This is a genomic window from Stutzerimonas stutzeri (assembly GCF_024448935.1).
Classification (GTDB): Bacteria; Pseudomonadota; Gammaproteobacteria; order Pseudomonadales; family Pseudomonadaceae; genus Stutzerimonas; species Stutzerimonas stutzeri_AO.
Genome location: NZ_JAMOIE010000100.1, coordinates 1 through 15,334, shown reverse-complemented (window position 1 = coordinate 15,334; position 15,334 = coordinate 1). Strand labels below are relative to the sequence as shown.

Below are 15,334 nucleotides of genomic sequence, written 5' to 3'. Positions count from 1 at the left end.
TTGCAGCTTCCACCTGCTCTTAACGTACCGAGCGCAGCGGCGCGGAGTAGTGCGGCAGTACGCGCGTCAGCACTTCGGCGATGTAACCGAGGAACAGGGTGCCCAGTGAACTCTTGTAGTGCTGCGGGTCCTCGCTGCCAATCGCGAGGATGCCCTGCTGCTGGTTCAGGGCGACCACCGCCGCCGAGCCGATGCTGCGACCTTCTTCTTCGCCAAAGAGGAAGGCGAGTTCGTGCGGACGAAGCACACCACAGACGGTCTTGCCGCTGCCCAGCAATCCACTGATGGCTTGCTGGGCTTCGGCGCTGGAGACGCTGCGGCCGACTGGCAGCGGCGTTTCACTGAACAGGACCAAGCTCACGAAGGGCACCTGGAACTCGTGCCGCAGACTTTCATCCACCGCGCCGATGACTTCTTCCAGGCTGTTGGCATCCAGCAGGTCGAGCACCAGCCGACGCGTCTTGTCGAACAGCCGATCGTTGTCACGGGCCACGTCCATCAGATGCGACAAGCGATGGCGCATCTCGATGTTGCGCTCGCGCAGCAGCTTCACCTGCCGTTCGACCAGCGACACGGCGGCGCCGGGCAGATGAGGGATGCGCAACTCGGGAATCAGCTCGTCGTGATCGACAAAGAATTCCGGATGGGCGCGCAGATAGGCCGCGACGGCTTCTGCGTCGGGCAGCTGTGGCTGGTCCTGGTTTTGCTCGGTCATAGGCGAACCTGTCCTTCGAATACGCGAACAGCGGGGCCGGTCATCATAACCGGGTGCCCAGCGCCTGCCCATTCAATGGACAGACGGCCGCCGGGCAGATCGAGCTGCACCGGAGAATCCATCCAGCCTTGTTGGATGGCAGCGACCGCCGCGGCGCAGGCGCCGGTCCCGCAGGCCTGGGTTTCGCCTGCGCCACGCTCCCAAACACGCAGCTTGGCGTGCTGACGATCGATCACCTGAATGAAGCCGGCGTTGACCCGCTGAGGAAAGCGCGAATGATGCTCGATCTTCGGCCCGAGCTGGTGCACCGGAGCGTTAGCGACATCCTCCACCCGCAGCACTGCATGGGGGTTGCCCATGGATACGGCAGCGATGTCCAGCTGCTGATCATCGACCTGAAGCGGATAACTCAAGGCTTGTTGGTCGGCCTGGAAGGGGATCTCCGTCGGGTTCAGGCGAGGCGGGCCCATGTCGACGCTGATCTGCCCGTCGGGCCGCACGATCAGCTCAATGATGCCGCCCTTGGTCTCGACGCGGATTTGCCGCTTCATGGTCAGGCGCTTGTCCAGCGCGAAGCGGGCGAAGCAACGCGCACCGTTACCGCATTGCTCCACTTCCGATCCGTCGGAGTTGAAGATGCGGTAGCGGAAATCCACATCGGGGTTGTGCGGCGGCTCGACCAGCAGCAGCTGATCGAAGCCCACGCCGGTATGCCGGTCGCCCCATTGCTTGGCGTGCTTGGGTTGGATGTGCGCGTGCTGGCTGATCAGGTCGATGACCATGAAATCATTGCCCAGGCCGTGCATCTTGGTAAAACGCAAAAGCATCGTCGTGGCCTCAGGCGGGCAGCAGGCTTTCGCCGGCATAAAGCTCCTGCACGCTTTCGCGGCGGCGCACTTCGTAGGCGTCGTCGCCATCCACCAGCACCTCGGCGGCGCGGCCGCGGGTGTTGTAGTTCGAGCTCATGACGAAACCATAGGCACCGGCCGAACGGACCGCCAGCAGGTCACCTTCAGCCAGCACCAACGGGCGCTCCTTGGCGAGAAAGTCGCCGGTTTCGCAGATCGGGCCGACGATGTCGTAGTGACGCGCCTCGCCGTCGCGCGGCTGCACCGGTACGATATCCATCCAGGCTTGGTACAGCGCCGGGCGGACCAGGTCGTTCATCGCCGCATCGACGATGGCGAAATCCTTGTGCTCGGTGTGCTTGAGGTATTCAACCCGGGTCAGCAGCAGGCCGGCGTTGGCGACGATCGAGCGGCCGGGTTCGAACACCAGCGCCAAGTCGCGCTCGTCGATGCGCTTGCGCACGGCCTGGATGTAGTCGCCGGCCAGAGGGGGCTGCTCCTCGCGATAGCGAACGCCCAGCCCGCCGCCCAGATCCAGATGGCGAATACGGATGCCGCGTACGGCGAGGCGGTCGATCAAGGCGAGCAGGCGGTCGAGTGCATCAAGGAATGGCGACAGCGTGGTGAGCTGCGAGCCGATGTGGCAATCGACGCCAACGACCTCCAGGTTGCTCAGTTGGTGAGCGCGGGCATAGACCTCCTCGGCGTCGGCAATGGCGATGCCGAACTTGTTTTCCTTGAGACCCGTGGAGATGTACGGATGGGTCCCGGCATCGACGTCCGGATTGACCCGTAGCGAAACCGGTGCCACTGCGCCCAGCTCGGCGGCAACCTGCTGCAGCCGTTCGAGCTCGTCGGTGGACTCGACGTTGAAGCAGTGCACACCGACTTCCAGCGCTCGGCGCATGTCGTCGCGGGTCTTGCCTACGCCCGAGAACACGATGCGGTCAGGCTGACCACCGGCCGCCAGTACGCGCTCCAGTTCGCCACGCGAAACGATGTCGAAGCCGGCACCCAGGCGGGCCAGTATGTTGAGCACGGCAAGGTTGGAATTTGCTTTGACCGCAAAACAGACCAGATGCGGCATGCCTTGCAGCGCGTCGGCATAGGCGCGGTACTGCGCCTCGATGTGAGCCCGGGAATAGACGTAGGTGGGGGTGCCGAAGCGTTGCGCGAGAGCGGGCAACGCCACGCCCTCCGCGAAGAGCTGACCGTCGCGGTACGAGAAGGCCTCCATGAATAATGCCTCCTTACAGTTCGAATCGGTCTTTGGAGCGTTCTTTGGCAGTTGCCTCGTCGTCCGGAAGGTAGAGCGGGCCTTTCTGGCCGCAGCCGGTAAGCGCGGACGCGAGAACCGCCAGAGCGATGAGGGGAAGCAGTAGACGCTTCATTGGGGTGTAATCCTAGAAAAATCGATGGGCCGGAGTATACCCAGCACCTGTCGGATTGCCTATGTGGCCGCGCTCGCCGGTGCCATCTCGGACGTCTGCCCGGACAGCCGCTCGCTAGACGCGGGGGTGGCCTGCTAAGCTCGCCAGCATCGTCGGCGGCCCCCTTGCCGCCATGCAACCCGTACCGAGGAAATGGATTCATGAGCCTGAGCGAAGCCCGCTTTCACGATCTTGTCGACGCTGCGCAGGAAGAAATCGAGGACGTGTTCGATCACAGCGGAATGGACGTCGACCTGGAGAATTCCGGTGGCGTGCTGACCGTGCGTTTCGAGAATGGCAGCCAGTTGATTTTCAGCCGTCAGCCCCCGCTGCGCCAGTTGTGGGTGGCGGCGCGTTCCGGTGGTTTTCATTTCGACTATGACGAGTCCGCCTCGCTGTGGATCTGCGATGCCAACGATGAGCGTCTCGGCGAGCTTTTGTCCCGGGTTACTCAGGAACAGGGCGGCGAGGCGCTGGAATTCGAAGACCTGTAAGGGTGGCGGGCGGCTGGCCCAAGCCATGAGTCCGGCACCCTTGCTAATTTAATGAGCTGTGATAGGGTCGGTTAAAGGTAAAAACCCCCGCCTTCGCAGTCCGCGTGAAAACTACTGCGCTCGGTCATGCTGCGTTAAAAACAGCCTCAAAATGCTCATTTACAGCACGTAAACTGCGCTTTTTCGCCTGTTTTTGCCTTGCCTGACCTTCGCTCGCTACGTTCTCACACGGCCTGTTCGGGCGGGGTTTTGTTTTTTGTCTGTTTAATTTGCCAGGAGCTTACCCGCACCCATGACCAGCGCACCGCCCATCATCATCACTCAACCCGATCTCCAGCGGCTCGAGCGTTTGCTCGACGGCCTGGCTGACTACGGTCCGGCCGCCGAGGCACTCGAGGAGGAGTTGTCCCGCGCCCAGGTGGTCGAGCGCAGCGAGCTGCCCGCTGGCGTGGTGTCTATGAATTCGCGCGTCCATTGTCGCGAGGAAGGTATCGGCAAGGATTACCATCTGACATTGGTGTTTCCTCAGGATGCCGGCAAGGAAGGTACCGTTTCGGTCCTGGCGCCGGTAGGCACAGCGCTGTTAGGCATGACGGTGGGGCAACACATCGATTGGCCGACGCCCAGCGGCAAGGTGCTCAAGCTGACCCTGCTGGCTGTCGAGTATCAGCCGGAAGCGGCGGGCGACGTCAATCTCTGAGACCGTCGTGACGACGACCGCTCTCGCACCGGGACGGATCAGAGCGACTCCAGCGCCTGGTTGAGCGCCGCTTCCAGGTGCGCTTTGTAGCGCAGGTGCTGGACCGTTTGGGCGCGGCCAGTGCCGTGCAGGCCGGACATGTCGAGGTCGGTTATGTAACAGGGGTAGCGCGCGGCGCCGTGTCGCTGGGCAAGAATGAAATGCGCGACCGCGGCGAACAGCTCGGCGCCATATTCGAGGCTCGAAAACTCCTGATGGTTGCAGTACAGGGTCACCCGTGAGCGGCCTCGTTCGCTGTGTTCGACGATTGCCTGCACGTCATAGTAAGGATCGCCGACGTTTTCCCGTGGCGGCGGTCTCCGCTCGATGTTCAGTGTCTGGCCCGCTGCTGGTGCCATGAGCCGGTAGAACAGGATATTCATTGCCGCCAGCCGGCTTTCCTCGAGCGGCAGCTGGGTGTTGCGCCGGTAGCTCACCGATTGCAGAAAGCGCAGCAAGGGCGTCAGCAGGCTCTGCTCGTCTCGATAGGGCTGCTGCTGCCGCCAGAGCGCGTTGAACTCATCGAGCACGGTGATTTCCGCCAGGCTTCCCTGAACGCCATAGAAGACTTGCAGGCAGTGCGCCCTGGCCTGGCCAAGAATCAACGGCAGGTCGGTCCCTTCGAGCGCGTGTCGCTCCACCCGGATGGGCCGCACGCTGTGATGAGCCTCGCCGAGATGTTCCAGCAAGGCGGGCATGTCGCTCAAGGTGGTATGCCGGACATTCCCGCTCATCAGCTCGAGCAGGTGGTAGTGCTGGCGGACCTGCAGCAGGTAGCGGTTCTCACCCGGCTCGTCGAGCAAGGTCTGGGCGTCGGTGAAGATGGTGTTGATACGTCGTGCGAGCGCCATGCCGGCGTTTCGGCTGAAGCAGCGTATCTGCAGGCTGGGCCGCTCGCCACGAATCGGCAGTTCCTGCAGGAAGTCACGCAGGCAGTCCGGCAACGGGGAGGTGCCTTCATAGCGCGTCGCGATCAGTTCGCTCCAGCTGTTCAGTGTCAGTCGATCGATGCTCAGCACCAGGTTGTCTCGGGTAACGGCGTGCCGCAGTGATTCGCTTAGCTCGTCGAACGATAGGGGTTGCTGTGGGTTCAGCGGGTCAAGACCGACGTTGATCAGCAGCAGGACCTTGACGGGACTCGCCGCGATCAACAGCGCCTCGTCAGCCAGTGCTTGAGGCGGCATTGGGAATGCCTGGCGGATATCGGTCAACAACGCGAACAGCTCGGCTTCCGTCAGCCCGCTGTCGCCGGGGTGCAGGGCGACATGCGTGGCCGTATCGATAATGCCGTTGCGATGGCACCAGGCTAAAAGTGGAACCAGTTCGCGGGAGCGCTTGAGCGGCGAAAAATTGCTGAGCTGTTGGGCATTCAGGTTGCCTTGGTAAAGCGCCCAGTAGCCGTCATCCGCGGCGTCATAGCCCTGCATGAGGGTCAGGCTGTGCTCTGCCAGGTCGGGCGCGATGCCCAGGTTGATGGCTTCAACCTTGCCCGCCTTGCGTTCGATCGCGGCATGCAGGCGCCTGCCCAGCACACCGAAATCCCGTCCGTTGATGCTGCTGGTGATCTGCAGGCGTCGGGCGAATTCACTGAGGAATCGGTAGCCATAGGTCAGTTCGTTGACCAGCGCTCGGCGTTCCTCGACGACTCGCCGCACCTTCCACTGGCTGCGCGCGTCGAGTTGGGCAAATTGTCGATGATCCCATTTCCATTCCGCCACCAGGCGTTCAAGCAAACGCCTTTTCCAGCTTTTGCTTCGGCCGCCGGAGGGCTGGCTGAGGGGCTTGTTGACCTTCAGGTACAGACAACGCCGCAGCAGTGCGAGGCGTTGCTGATCGCCGCGGCTGTCGAGGTAGTGCTCGATTCTGCGGTAGGCGACGATATAAGGATCGAGCTCGTCCAGATCGAGTCGATTGGCATACACAGCCTGCTTGAAGTCGAGGCTGAGGCAGCGCACCTGAGGATGCTCGCTGGCGTAGACCTCGATCAGCAGCAGCTTGAACAGCGACTTGTAGGGCGACTCGATGGCCTTGTACAGCTGCCACAAGCCGGCACCGAGGTATTCGCCGGGTGGGATGCTGGCGAGACTGCCCAGATCCAGCACCTCGTCGCTGCGCACGAAGCGTTTGTCCAGCAGGGTGCGCACGTAGTCGTGGTAGCGGTGCTCTTCGTAATCAGGCACCAGCCACCAGAGAGGGGTGCGTCCGCCCAGCCAGATCGCGGTGCGGTAGAACTCGTCCAGCAGCAGATAGTGTTGCGTGGTTCCGCAATCGTCGGAGGTCAGCTTGGCTTCGCGGGCGCCCTGGGTGAAGCGGACCGGATCGACCAGGAAAAAATGCGCCTCGCTGCCTTGGGTCGCGGCCCATCCCTGTAGCAGCTCGCATTTGCGTTGCAGTTCGCTGAGTTGCTGCGCAGACAGGTCCGGATCATGGCAAACCCAGACGTCCAGGTCGCTTTGGTCGTCCTGCGCAACGGTGCCAAGGCTGCCCATGAGAAACAGGCCGAGAATCGGCGGCGGCTTTCCACGCAGTGGCTTGTAGCGGAACGAGCGGCTCAGGCGCTGGGCTGCGGCCAATGTTTCGGCGTCGGGCTCGAACCCTGCCAGTCCGGCTGGTGTAATGCTGGAAACGTAACCCGGCAGAATCGGATGGTTTACGTGCAAAAGCAGCGGCAACAGTGTGAGCACCGCCTGTTGGCGGGACGACATCACGAGCCGGGTGCGTTCCAGGCGTGCGGCATTCAATGAAAGAAAGCGGGCACGAAGCGCAGCGAGCACCTTGCGATCGATTCCCTGTTCAAGGATCGGGCGGATTTCCTGGTGGCGCGTCATGTGGCGATTGCTTCAGGCAAACGGTGTTGTCCGACATGTTGATCGAGGCGCAAGGCGAAAACCAGCACGGGTCAGCGAACGCCGCAGCTGCAAGAAACGGGTGATAGCCGAGCGCCTGTTGGGGATCAAACAGGCAAAATGGCGTGCTCGGCTAGGCTTTGGTCGCCTCAAGCTTAAGCCGGAACGGGCTCAGTGAGAATTGTCAGCAGCACTTGGGCATGCTCAGCGGCATCGCGTCCAAGGCTCGTCAGGTAGCCGCCGTCGGGTAGGGTTGTCAGACCTTTGCTATGCAGGCGCTGGGCGGCAGCAATTGCCGCGTCGCCGGCGTCGTGGTGGACTTTCAGGCCTTCGAGTGAGTTGTCGAGGTTGAACAGGCGAAGAATTTCCAGCTCGGCTACCACTTCTGGGGTGTAGGACATGTCTGCTCCTCGGATGATGGGCGTTGGCCCTGTTTGCGGAAGTGTAGATGCTACGTGCGCGCCTGCCTCCGTCTAAGACCATTCGGCCAGGTCGGGTAGGTTGCGCAGCTGCGCTTCGTACCCTTCGATGTCGAACGGGCGGTCTTGCTCGAGCATCTGCCGGATCTCCCCGGCGAGCACGAGCGCCATCAGCTTGAGGATCTCGTCGCGCTCGTAGCCGACCAGCGTCAGTTTGTTCAGCGTAGCCTGGGCAGCGGCGGGTTCGCCGGCTTCAAGCTGGTTTTCGATTGCCTGGATCAGGGTTTCCTCGGCAAAGCGTTCGTCATCGTCGGGGGTGGAGGCGTTGGTCATGTCGCGGCTCTTCAAAGTTATCCGATGATAGACCTCGGCGGTGGCAACTTCCGGTGCGGCTGGGCACACTCGGGCGGAACGCTTCGCCTGGGTCGGTTTCTATCCGTACTATGAATCATCGAGAACGCGACGACATCAATGATTACATTCCATTGCCTTGAACAGGGCGCGCTGATCCGGCGCACCGCCGATGCGCTGACGGCGCTGCCCGACAACGTGCTGTGGGTCGATCTGCTGTCGCCTGATTCGCAGGAAGAGCATTTTATCGAATCGTCGTTGGGGCTGGACATTCCGACCCGCGAAGAACTCGCCGAAATCGAAGACTCGTCGCGCTTCTACGATGAGGATGGCGCCATCTTCATGACCACGACGGTGGTGATGGGGATCGCCGATCGGCGGCCGGAAAATGCCGAAGTCACCTTCGTCCTGACCAAGCGTTGCCTGGTGACCGTTCGCTATACCGAGCTCAGTGCGTTCCGGCAGTTCGAGGCGAAAAGTTCTCGGCAGTCGTCGACCTATTCCTCCAGCCATCAGATTTTTCTCGCCCTGGCGGACGCAGTGGTTGATCGCATTGCCGACGTGCTGGAAAGCGTTCAGGTCGAGCTGCAGACGTTATCGAGATGCATCTTCGACGAGCGAAAGGAGCAGCGCACGGACCTGCAGCAGATCATCCAGCAGCTCGGGCAGCACCGTTCGCTCCTGTCGCAGCTGGGCGAAAGCTTGTTCAGCTCAACCCGGCTGTTGGCGTTTTATCGCCTGCATGCCAACGAGCCCAGGCAGGGTATCGTCAAGGGTCTGCTGAAGGCGCTGGAGCGTGACGTACGCTCGCTAGGGGAGCATCAGGCGCGGCTGTTGGGCGATATCGCTTTTCTGCTCGACGCCACGCTGGGGCTGATCAATATCGAACAGAACGCCATCATCAAGGTGTTTTCCATTGCAGCGGTACTGTTCCTGCCGCCAACGCTGGTGGGTACGGTATATGGCATGAACTTCGAGCGCATGCCCGAGCTCAGTTGGTCGTTTGGCTATCCGATGGCCCTTGGGATGATGGTGATCTCCGCCATCATCCCGTACGCCTGGTTCAAGTTCCGTGACTGGCTTTGATCAGCCGAAGAAATGGAAATACAGAACGATGCAGAACGCGCCCGGCAGCGCCCATACGGCGCCAAAAACGAGGGGCGTGCGCAGCGTGAACAACAATGTGCGTTTGTAGCGCTTCCCGCCCGACGGGCTATTGCCTTCACCGAACAGAGCAGGCCTGCTTCGCCAGCGCCTGCAGCGCTTCACCGGTCAGGCGATAGGTGGTCCATTGATCCTGGGGACGCGCACCCAGTGATTGGTAAAACTGGATGGCCGGCTCGTTCCAGTCCAGCACCGACCACTCGAAGCGCCCGCAGCCACGCGACACTGCCAGGCGCGCCAGATATCGGAGCAACGCCTTGCCTGCACCGGTGCCCCGGGCCTCGGGCGTGACATAAAGATCTTCGAGATAAAGGCCATTGCGGCCAAGCCATGTCGAGTAATTGAAGAAATACACCGCATAGCCGATCGGCTGGCCGTCGCGCTCGCAGATCAGCGCGCTGGCGCTGGCATCTTCGACGAACAGGCTGGACTCGATGCCCGCGACATCGGTTTTCACTTCATGCTCGGCGCGCTCATAGATTGCCAGCTCGGTGATAAAGCGCAGGATCAGCGCGGCATCAGCGCGGCTGGCGGGGCGAATGTTCAACGACATGAAAACGCTCCGGTGTGACAGGCGCGAGCCGCCTCGCGCCTGCCCAGGTGACAGGGCTCAGCGCGCTGCCAGCAATTCACGGCCGCGCTGAACGGCTGCGCGAACCTGCCTGGGTGCCGTACCGCCAATGTGATCGCGGGCGTTCACCGAGCCTTCCAGGGTCAGCACGGCGAACACGTCCTCACCGATCTGATCGCTGAACTGACGCAGCTCGGCGAGGCTCATTTCAGCCAGGTCCTTGCCGCTCTCCAGTCCGTACTTCACCGCATGGCCAACGATCTCGTGGCAATCACGGAAGGGCAGGCCCTTGCGCACCAGATAGTCGGCCAGATCGGTTGCTGTGGAGAAACCACGCAGTGCGGCTTCACGCATGATTTCGCGCTTGGGCTTGATCGCCGGAACCATGTCGGCAAAGGCGCGCAGTGAGTCGCGCAGGGTGTCGGCGGCGTCGAACAGCGGCTCCTTGTCTTCCTGGTTGTCCTTGTTGTACGCCAGTGGCTGGCCTTTCATCAGCACCAGCAGTCCGGCGAGCGCACCGAACACGCGGCCGGTCTTGCCGCGTACCAGTTCCGGTACGTCCGGGTTCTTCTTCTGCGGCATGATCGAGCTGCCGGTGCAGAAGCGGTCGGGCAGGTCGATGAACTGAAACTGCGCGCTGGTCCAGAGCACCAGCTCTTCGGAAAACCGCGACAGGTGCATCATTGCCAGCGAGGCGGCGGCGCAGAATTCGATGGCGAAGTCGCGATCCGAGACGCCGTCCAGCGAGTTGCCGGAGATGGCCTCGAAACCCAGCAGTTCGCAGGTGATCTCGCGCTGAATCGGGTAAGTCGTGCCGGCCAGCGCGGCCGAGCCCAGCGGCATGCGGTTGGTGCGCTTGCGGCAATCCACCAGCCGCTCATGGTCACGCGACAGCATCTCGAACCAGGCCAGCAGGTGATGGCCGAAGGTCACCGGCTGCGCAGTCTGCAGGTGGGTGAAACCGGGCATGATGGTGTCCGCTTCGGCTTCGGCGAGCCCCAGCAGGCCCTCTTGCAGCCGTGTGATTTCGCCGAGGATCAGGTCGATTTCATCGCGCAGCCACAGGCGGATGTCGGTGGCGACCTGGTCGTTGCGCGAGCGGCCGGTGTGCAGCTTCTTGCCGGTGACGCCGATGCGGTCGGTCAGGCGCGCTTCGATGTTCATGTGTACGTCTTCCAGGTCGACGCGCCAGTCAAACGTGCCGGCTTCGATTTCGCTCTGGATTTCTTTCAGATTGGCGATGATCTGGTCGCGTTCGGCATCGCTCAGCACGCCGGCCTTGGCCAGCATGGTGGCGTGGGCGATGGAGCCCATGATGTCGTGGCGGTAGAGGCGCTTGTCGAACTCGACGGAGGCGGTGAATCGGGCGACGAAGGCGTCGACGGGCTCGCTGAAGCGGCCGCCCCAGGACTGGTTGGTCTTGTCGGTGCTCATGAATGCGCTCGCAGAAATCGGAGTGGGCGAAAGAAAGGCCGAATAATAACAGGCTTCTGCAGTCTCTCACGGTCGGGCGGCACCACTGCCCTGACAGCCCGCCGAGCGCGGTGGGTTACCGAAGCGGGCTGTCAAAGAAGGTGAGCTGGCTCAGGAGCTACGGTCCCGTCACGCCTTGAACTGTCCCAGGCTGGCCTCGAGCCGTTGCGCCAGGCTGCCCAGTTCGCGGCCACTGGCCGCGGTGGCGGTAACCGCCTCGGCAGATCGTTCGGCTTCGCTCAGAATCACCTGCACGCGTTCACGTACATTGGTCGCGGTGCCGGCCTGCCGTTCGGCGCCGCGTGTCGCCTCCTGTACGGCGTCATGCATTTGCCCCACGGCGAGTTGCAAGGCTCGCTGCAATTCGCGGCTGGTGCTGAGCGAGGCCAGTCCGCTGTTGGCCTGCTGGCCAGTGCTGCTGATCGCCGAAACGGCGTCGTGTGCGCCTCGTTGCAGGCTTTCGATGTGCGTCCGGATATCGCCAGTCGACTGCTGGGTCTTGCTCGCCAGCGCGCGTACCTCGTCCGCCACGACGGCGAAGCCGCGACCGCTTTCGCCCGCGCGGGCTGCTTCGATGGCAGCGTTTAACGCAAGCAGATTGGTCTGCTCGGCGATACCCTGGATAACCGTCAGGACCACTTCGATCTGTTCACTTTGCTTGGCCAGCTTCTCGATTACGTCGGTGCTGCTCCGTACCCCTTTGCCGAGTGCTTCGATCGTTTTTCCGACTTGGTCCGAAATTGCCTCGTTGTCGACTGCCGCCTTGCGGATTGACACGACCTGCTCCAGGGCGGCCTGCATGGCCCGGCTATCTTTCTGGGCATGGTGCGTCATGTCAGCAAGCGCCTGCAGGCTGCCTGCGACCTCGTCACGCTGACGTCCGGCGGCGGCCGCGGCAGCGGCGCTGCGCGTGCCCAGTGCATCGATTTCAGCGCCGGTCTGCACGGCGATGGCATGGGCCTCCTGGACGATGGGTTGAAGTTTGGCTAAGAACAGATTGACCGCGTCGGCCATGTCACCGACTTCGTCCGCGCTGTGAATCTCCACGCGCTGGGTGAGGTCACCGTGGCCGGCCGACAGGCCCCGCAGCGCGGTGACCAGCAAGCCCAGGCGGCGCAAGACTTGCCGGCCCAGGACGAGGGTAACTGCGACCAGCAGCACAACACCGGTCACCACCAGGCCAAGGCTGATCTCCCACAGTAAGGTGGTCGCCGATCGCTTTACCGCCTTCTGGCTGTTCGAGTCGATGGCTTCGGCCACCTCGGCCGCAGCAGTCAGGCGCGCCCCCAGAATTTTCGCGCTATCGCTCGCGGTAGCGGCAAGGCCTGTCTCGACCAGGCTTGCGGTACCGGCGATCAGCGCCTGGAAGCGACTGTTGAATGCGGTGAGTTCGGTGTCGACCGCCGAGGTGGAAAGACCGAGGATGACCTGGCCGATCTCGGCGCCCTTGGGGTTGATGGGGCGTCTTCGCGAGATAAAGCGTCGGGTCGTTCGCAGCTGCGGACAGAACCTTGTCGAAAGCGGTTCGGCCATCGCCTTTATCGAGCAATGCCTTGATCCTCGGGTCCTTGCGATTCAGATGGCGGGTAAGCTGGTTGCCATCGGCATCAAAGTAAACGACAAAAACCACGGCCGGGTTCTGGTGGGCCATCCTGACGAACTCGGTCAGGGCAGGAACATCGTTGTCCCAGATCGCCGAGGGCGCGACCCCGGCCAGCAGAACGGCCAGGTCGTCACCCGACTGCTTGAGGTGGTGCTCAAGTACATTCTGCAGTTGCATCTGCTCGTCGGTCAGCCGCTGCGTCAGACCCTGCGTGAGGTCGCCCTGCATGCGTTCGGACAGTCTGGACAACCCGTTCCGCACTTCCACATCAGCGGACTGAAGCTCGCCCAGCAAGCGCGCGGCGTCTCCGCTCAGGCTTTCCTGTATCTCCTGCTCGAGTGCACCGATGGTGCCCCGTGTCAGTGCTAGCGAAACTACAACTTGCACCATCACTGCCGCACATAAGGTAAGAAATACCGGACGCAGCAAACGGCTACGCAAAGAGGAAAACAGCGGCACGGCTCGACTCCTGCCGCAACAGGCGGCCAATGTTGACAAGGGCGTGATGCAATCGTTACGCCACTGTGCCTGTATCGGCTTGTCCGCTTACGCCTTTAATTGTTCTGCTCCTGGGCTGCTGGCAGCTTTGCTGCACACAAGTTGCGAAGGGCTGGTACACCTGTTGCGCAAGGCGCCGATAGACGCTGGCCTCGCAGATGTGCGGCGCCTTTCGTGTCCTTTCGGTCTACCCATTGCGTTGCGCTCTGGCCGCGCGGAAACTCTGCCCATGCAAATAAAAAGACTTAACCGGCCACGCTCCGCTGCCCCGGCCGATGATTTCTTTGTGCCCGAACTGTGCGAGGCCGACGCGCTGCTCGGCCTGGTGCTGCTCGCCGAGTTGCTGGTGCTGGTGCTGGTGCTGGCCGAGCCGATGCAACCCGGCTTCAACTGGATGCGCCTGGCGCTGACGTCGCTGTTCGTGCAGTGGGTGATGCTGCTTTCGGCTGGCCTGACCTGCCAGCTGCGACCGCTGCTGGCGCGATTGTCGCCCTGGCTGGCGGGGCTCGTCTGCTGTGCGATGGTGGTCGGGCTGACGCTGGCGTGCACGGCGGTTGCCGATATCTATCAGCTTGGCGGCCCGCTGACGCGCGTCGGCGAGGTGAATCTGTATCTGCGCCATGCATTGATCAGCCTGATCATGTCCGGCCTGCTGCTGCGCTATTTCTATCTGCAGAGCCAATGGCGGCGGCAGGAGCAGGCCGAGCTCAAGGCGCGCATCGAGTCGTTGCAGGCGCGCATCCGGCCGCATTTTCTGTTCAACAGCCTGAACAGCATCGCCAGCCTGGTGGTCACCGATCCAGCCAAGGCCGAGCAAGCGGTGCTGGACCTGTCTGATCTGTTTCGTGCGAGCCTGGCGCGTCCTGGTACGCTGGTGCCTTGGCATGAAGAGCTGAAGCTGTCACGTCGCTACCTGTCGATCGAGCAGTACCGGCTCGGCGAGCGGTTGCAGGTCGAGTGGCACGTCGATGGCGTTCCGGATGATCTACCGATTCCTCAACTGACCTTGCAGCCCTTGCTGGAAAACGCGTTAATCCACGGAATCCAGCCGCGGATCGAGGGAGGGGTAGTCAGCGTGGCGGCGTATTATGCCGGTGGCGTGTTTCATCTGGAGGTCAGCAATCCATTCGACGAGGCCGCTCAAACGCTGCCATCTCGGGGCACTCAACAGGCCCTGCACAATATAGACGCACGACTAACGGCACTTTTCGGTCCCGCGGCGAGTCTCAGCGTGAAGCGGCGTAACGCCCGTTACTACACCTGTCTACGCTATCCGTGTGCGACATAAAAAGCAGGAAGCCAGATCCATATGAATGTGCTGATTGTCGATGACGAACCTCTAGCCCGCGAGCGCCTTGCCCGACTGGTAGGTGATCTTGACGGCTATCGTGTCCTGGAACCTTCCGCCTCCAACGGCGAGGAAGCGCTGTCCCTGATTGAGGAACTGCGTCCCGATGTCGTGTTGCTGGATATCCGTATGCCGGGGCTTGATGGCCTCCAGGTTGCAGCCAAGCTGTGCGAGCGCGACGCTCCCCCTGCGGTGGTCTTCTGCACCGCCCACGACGAGTTCGCGCTGGAAGCCTTTCGAGTGAGCGCGGTCGGTTATCTGGTCAAGCCGGTACGGCCGGAACACCTCGCCGAAGCGTTGAAGAAAGCCGAGCGGCCCAATCGTGTGCAACTCGCGGCGCTGACGCGTCCTGCAGCGGCGAGCGGCACCGGCCCGCGCAGCCATATCAGCGCACGGACCCGCAAGGGCATCGAGCTGATCCCATTGCCCCAGGTGATCTATTTCATCGCCGACCACAAATACGTCACCCTGCGCCATGAAGGCGGCGAGGTTCTGCTGGATGAGCCGTTGAAGGCGCTCGAGGATGAGTTCGGCGAGCGTTTCGTCCGCATTCACCGCAATGCGCTGGTCTATCGCGACCGTATCGAGCGATTGCAGCGCACCCCCCTCGGACACTTTCAGCTGTTTCTCAAGGGGCTTGAGGGTGAGCCGCTTACCGTAAGCCGCCGCCATGTCGCCGGTGTTCGCAAGTTGATGCAGAACCTTTGAGGGCGAGAAAAGCGCCGGAGGCGGGAAGGAGCAGCTAAGGCCGGAGGCGCTTGGCCCCGGTTGACGAGCACGCGAGAAAAGAACTGCCGGGGCGCAGAGAAGCTCAGATCCTGTCCAGCCTCCAGCC

Annotated in this window: 12 protein-coding genes and 3 pseudogenes; 5 read left to right on the top strand and 10 right to left on the bottom strand. The window is 62.3% G+C overall.

The window, feature by feature from the left end:
* Window positions 1-19: 19 nt before the first annotated feature.
* From NA637_RS21100 to lptM, 4 genes are read right to left on the bottom strand one after another with little or no spacing between them, the layout of a single operon-like run.
* Complete coding sequence (locus NA637_RS21100) at window positions 20-715, bottom strand: DUF484 family protein (protein ID WP_256074527.1); 696 nt, start codon at window positions 713-715, stop codon at window positions 20-22.
* Complete coding sequence (gene dapF / locus NA637_RS21095; protein ID WP_256074526.1) at window positions 712-1,542, bottom strand: diaminopimelate epimerase; 831 nt, start codon at window positions 1,540-1,542, stop codon at window positions 712-714. Before dapF ends, NA637_RS21100 begins: the two co-directional genes overlap by 4 nt.
* Before the next feature lie 10 nt (window positions 1,543-1,552).
* Window positions 1,553-2,800 carry a diaminopimelate decarboxylase gene (gene lysA / locus NA637_RS21090; protein WP_256074523.1) on the bottom strand — a complete coding sequence of 416 codons (1,248 nt, stop codon included), beginning with the start codon at window positions 2,798-2,800 and terminating at the stop codon, window positions 1,553-1,555.
* 13 nt (window positions 2,801-2,813) lie between these two features.
* A complete protein-coding gene (lptM, locus tag NA637_RS21085) occupies window positions 2,814-2,954 on the bottom strand; it encodes an LPS translocon maturation chaperone LptM (protein ID WP_019341253.1) in 141 nt (46 codons plus the stop codon).
* 200 nt (window positions 2,955-3,154) lie between these two features.
* Between lptM and cyaY the strand changes: the two genes are divergently transcribed.
* Window positions 3,155-3,487, top strand: a complete 333-nt coding sequence (gene cyaY / locus NA637_RS21080) for an iron donor protein CyaY (RefSeq protein WP_256074522.1) — start codon at window positions 3,155-3,157, stop codon at window positions 3,485-3,487.
* A gap of 292 nt (window positions 3,488-3,779) precedes the next feature.
* Window positions 3,780-4,187, top strand: coding sequence for a nucleoside diphosphate kinase regulator (gene rnk, locus NA637_RS21075; RefSeq protein WP_256074521.1), 408 nt, complete (start codon window positions 3,780-3,782; stop codon window positions 4,185-4,187).
* A 38-nt stretch (window positions 4,188-4,225) separates the two neighbouring features.
* On the opposite strand, the gene NA637_RS21070 is transcribed toward rnk, so the two are convergent.
* The 3 genes and pseudogenes from NA637_RS21070 to NA637_RS21060 form a co-directional block, all read right to left on the bottom strand.
* Window positions 4,226-7,054 (bottom strand): class I adenylate cyclase, encoded by a 2,829-nt coding sequence (locus tag NA637_RS21070; RefSeq protein ID WP_256074520.1) that lies wholly within the window; start codon window positions 7,052-7,054, stop codon window positions 4,226-4,228.
* A 173-nt stretch (window positions 7,055-7,227) separates the two neighbouring features.
* A complete protein-coding gene (locus NA637_RS21065) occupies window positions 7,228-7,473 on the bottom strand; it encodes a TIGR02647 family protein (protein WP_045430907.1) in 246 nt (81 codons plus the stop codon).
* 72 nt (window positions 7,474-7,545) lie between these two features.
* Window positions 7,546-7,803, bottom strand: a pseudogene (locus NA637_RS21060) (hypothetical protein); the annotation flags it as partial.
* A 159-nt stretch (window positions 7,804-7,962) separates the two neighbouring features.
* On the opposite strand from NA637_RS21060, the gene NA637_RS21055 reads away from it, so the two are divergent.
* Window positions 7,963-8,928, top strand: coding sequence for a magnesium transporter CorA family protein (locus NA637_RS21055; RefSeq protein WP_256074518.1), 966 nt, complete (start codon window positions 7,963-7,965; stop codon window positions 8,926-8,928).
* A gap of 136 nt (window positions 8,929-9,064) precedes the next feature.
* Here the strand turns inward: NA637_RS21055 and NA637_RS21050 are convergent, their stop codons facing one another.
* From NA637_RS21050 to NA637_RS21040, 3 genes and pseudogenes are all read right to left on the bottom strand, one after another.
* The gene (locus tag NA637_RS21050) at window positions 9,065-9,559 is read right to left on the bottom strand and encodes a GNAT family N-acetyltransferase (protein ID WP_256074517.1); all 495 of its coding nucleotides are present in this window, start codon (window positions 9,557-9,559) and stop codon (window positions 9,065-9,067) included.
* Window positions 9,560-9,616: 57 nt separating this feature from the next.
* Window positions 9,617-11,011, bottom strand: a complete 1,395-nt coding sequence (gene argH / locus NA637_RS21045; RefSeq protein WP_256074516.1) for an argininosuccinate lyase — start codon at window positions 11,009-11,011, stop codon at window positions 9,617-9,619.
* Between the two features lie 168 nt (window positions 11,012-11,179).
* Window positions 11,180-13,112, bottom strand: a pseudogene (locus NA637_RS21040) (methyl-accepting chemotaxis protein).
* A gap of 268 nt (window positions 13,113-13,380) precedes the next feature.
* Between NA637_RS21040 and NA637_RS21035 the strand changes: the two are divergent.
* Window positions 13,381-14,464: pseudogene (locus NA637_RS21035) on the top strand (sensor histidine kinase).
* On the top strand, window positions 14,461-15,207 hold the full coding sequence (locus tag NA637_RS21030; RefSeq protein WP_256074514.1) for a LytR/AlgR family response regulator transcription factor: 747 nt from the start codon (window positions 14,461-14,463) through the stop codon (window positions 15,205-15,207). The pseudogene NA637_RS21035 and the gene NA637_RS21030 overlap by 4 nt, the downstream one beginning before the upstream one ends.
* The last annotated feature ends 127 nt before the right edge of the window (window positions 15,208-15,334 follow it).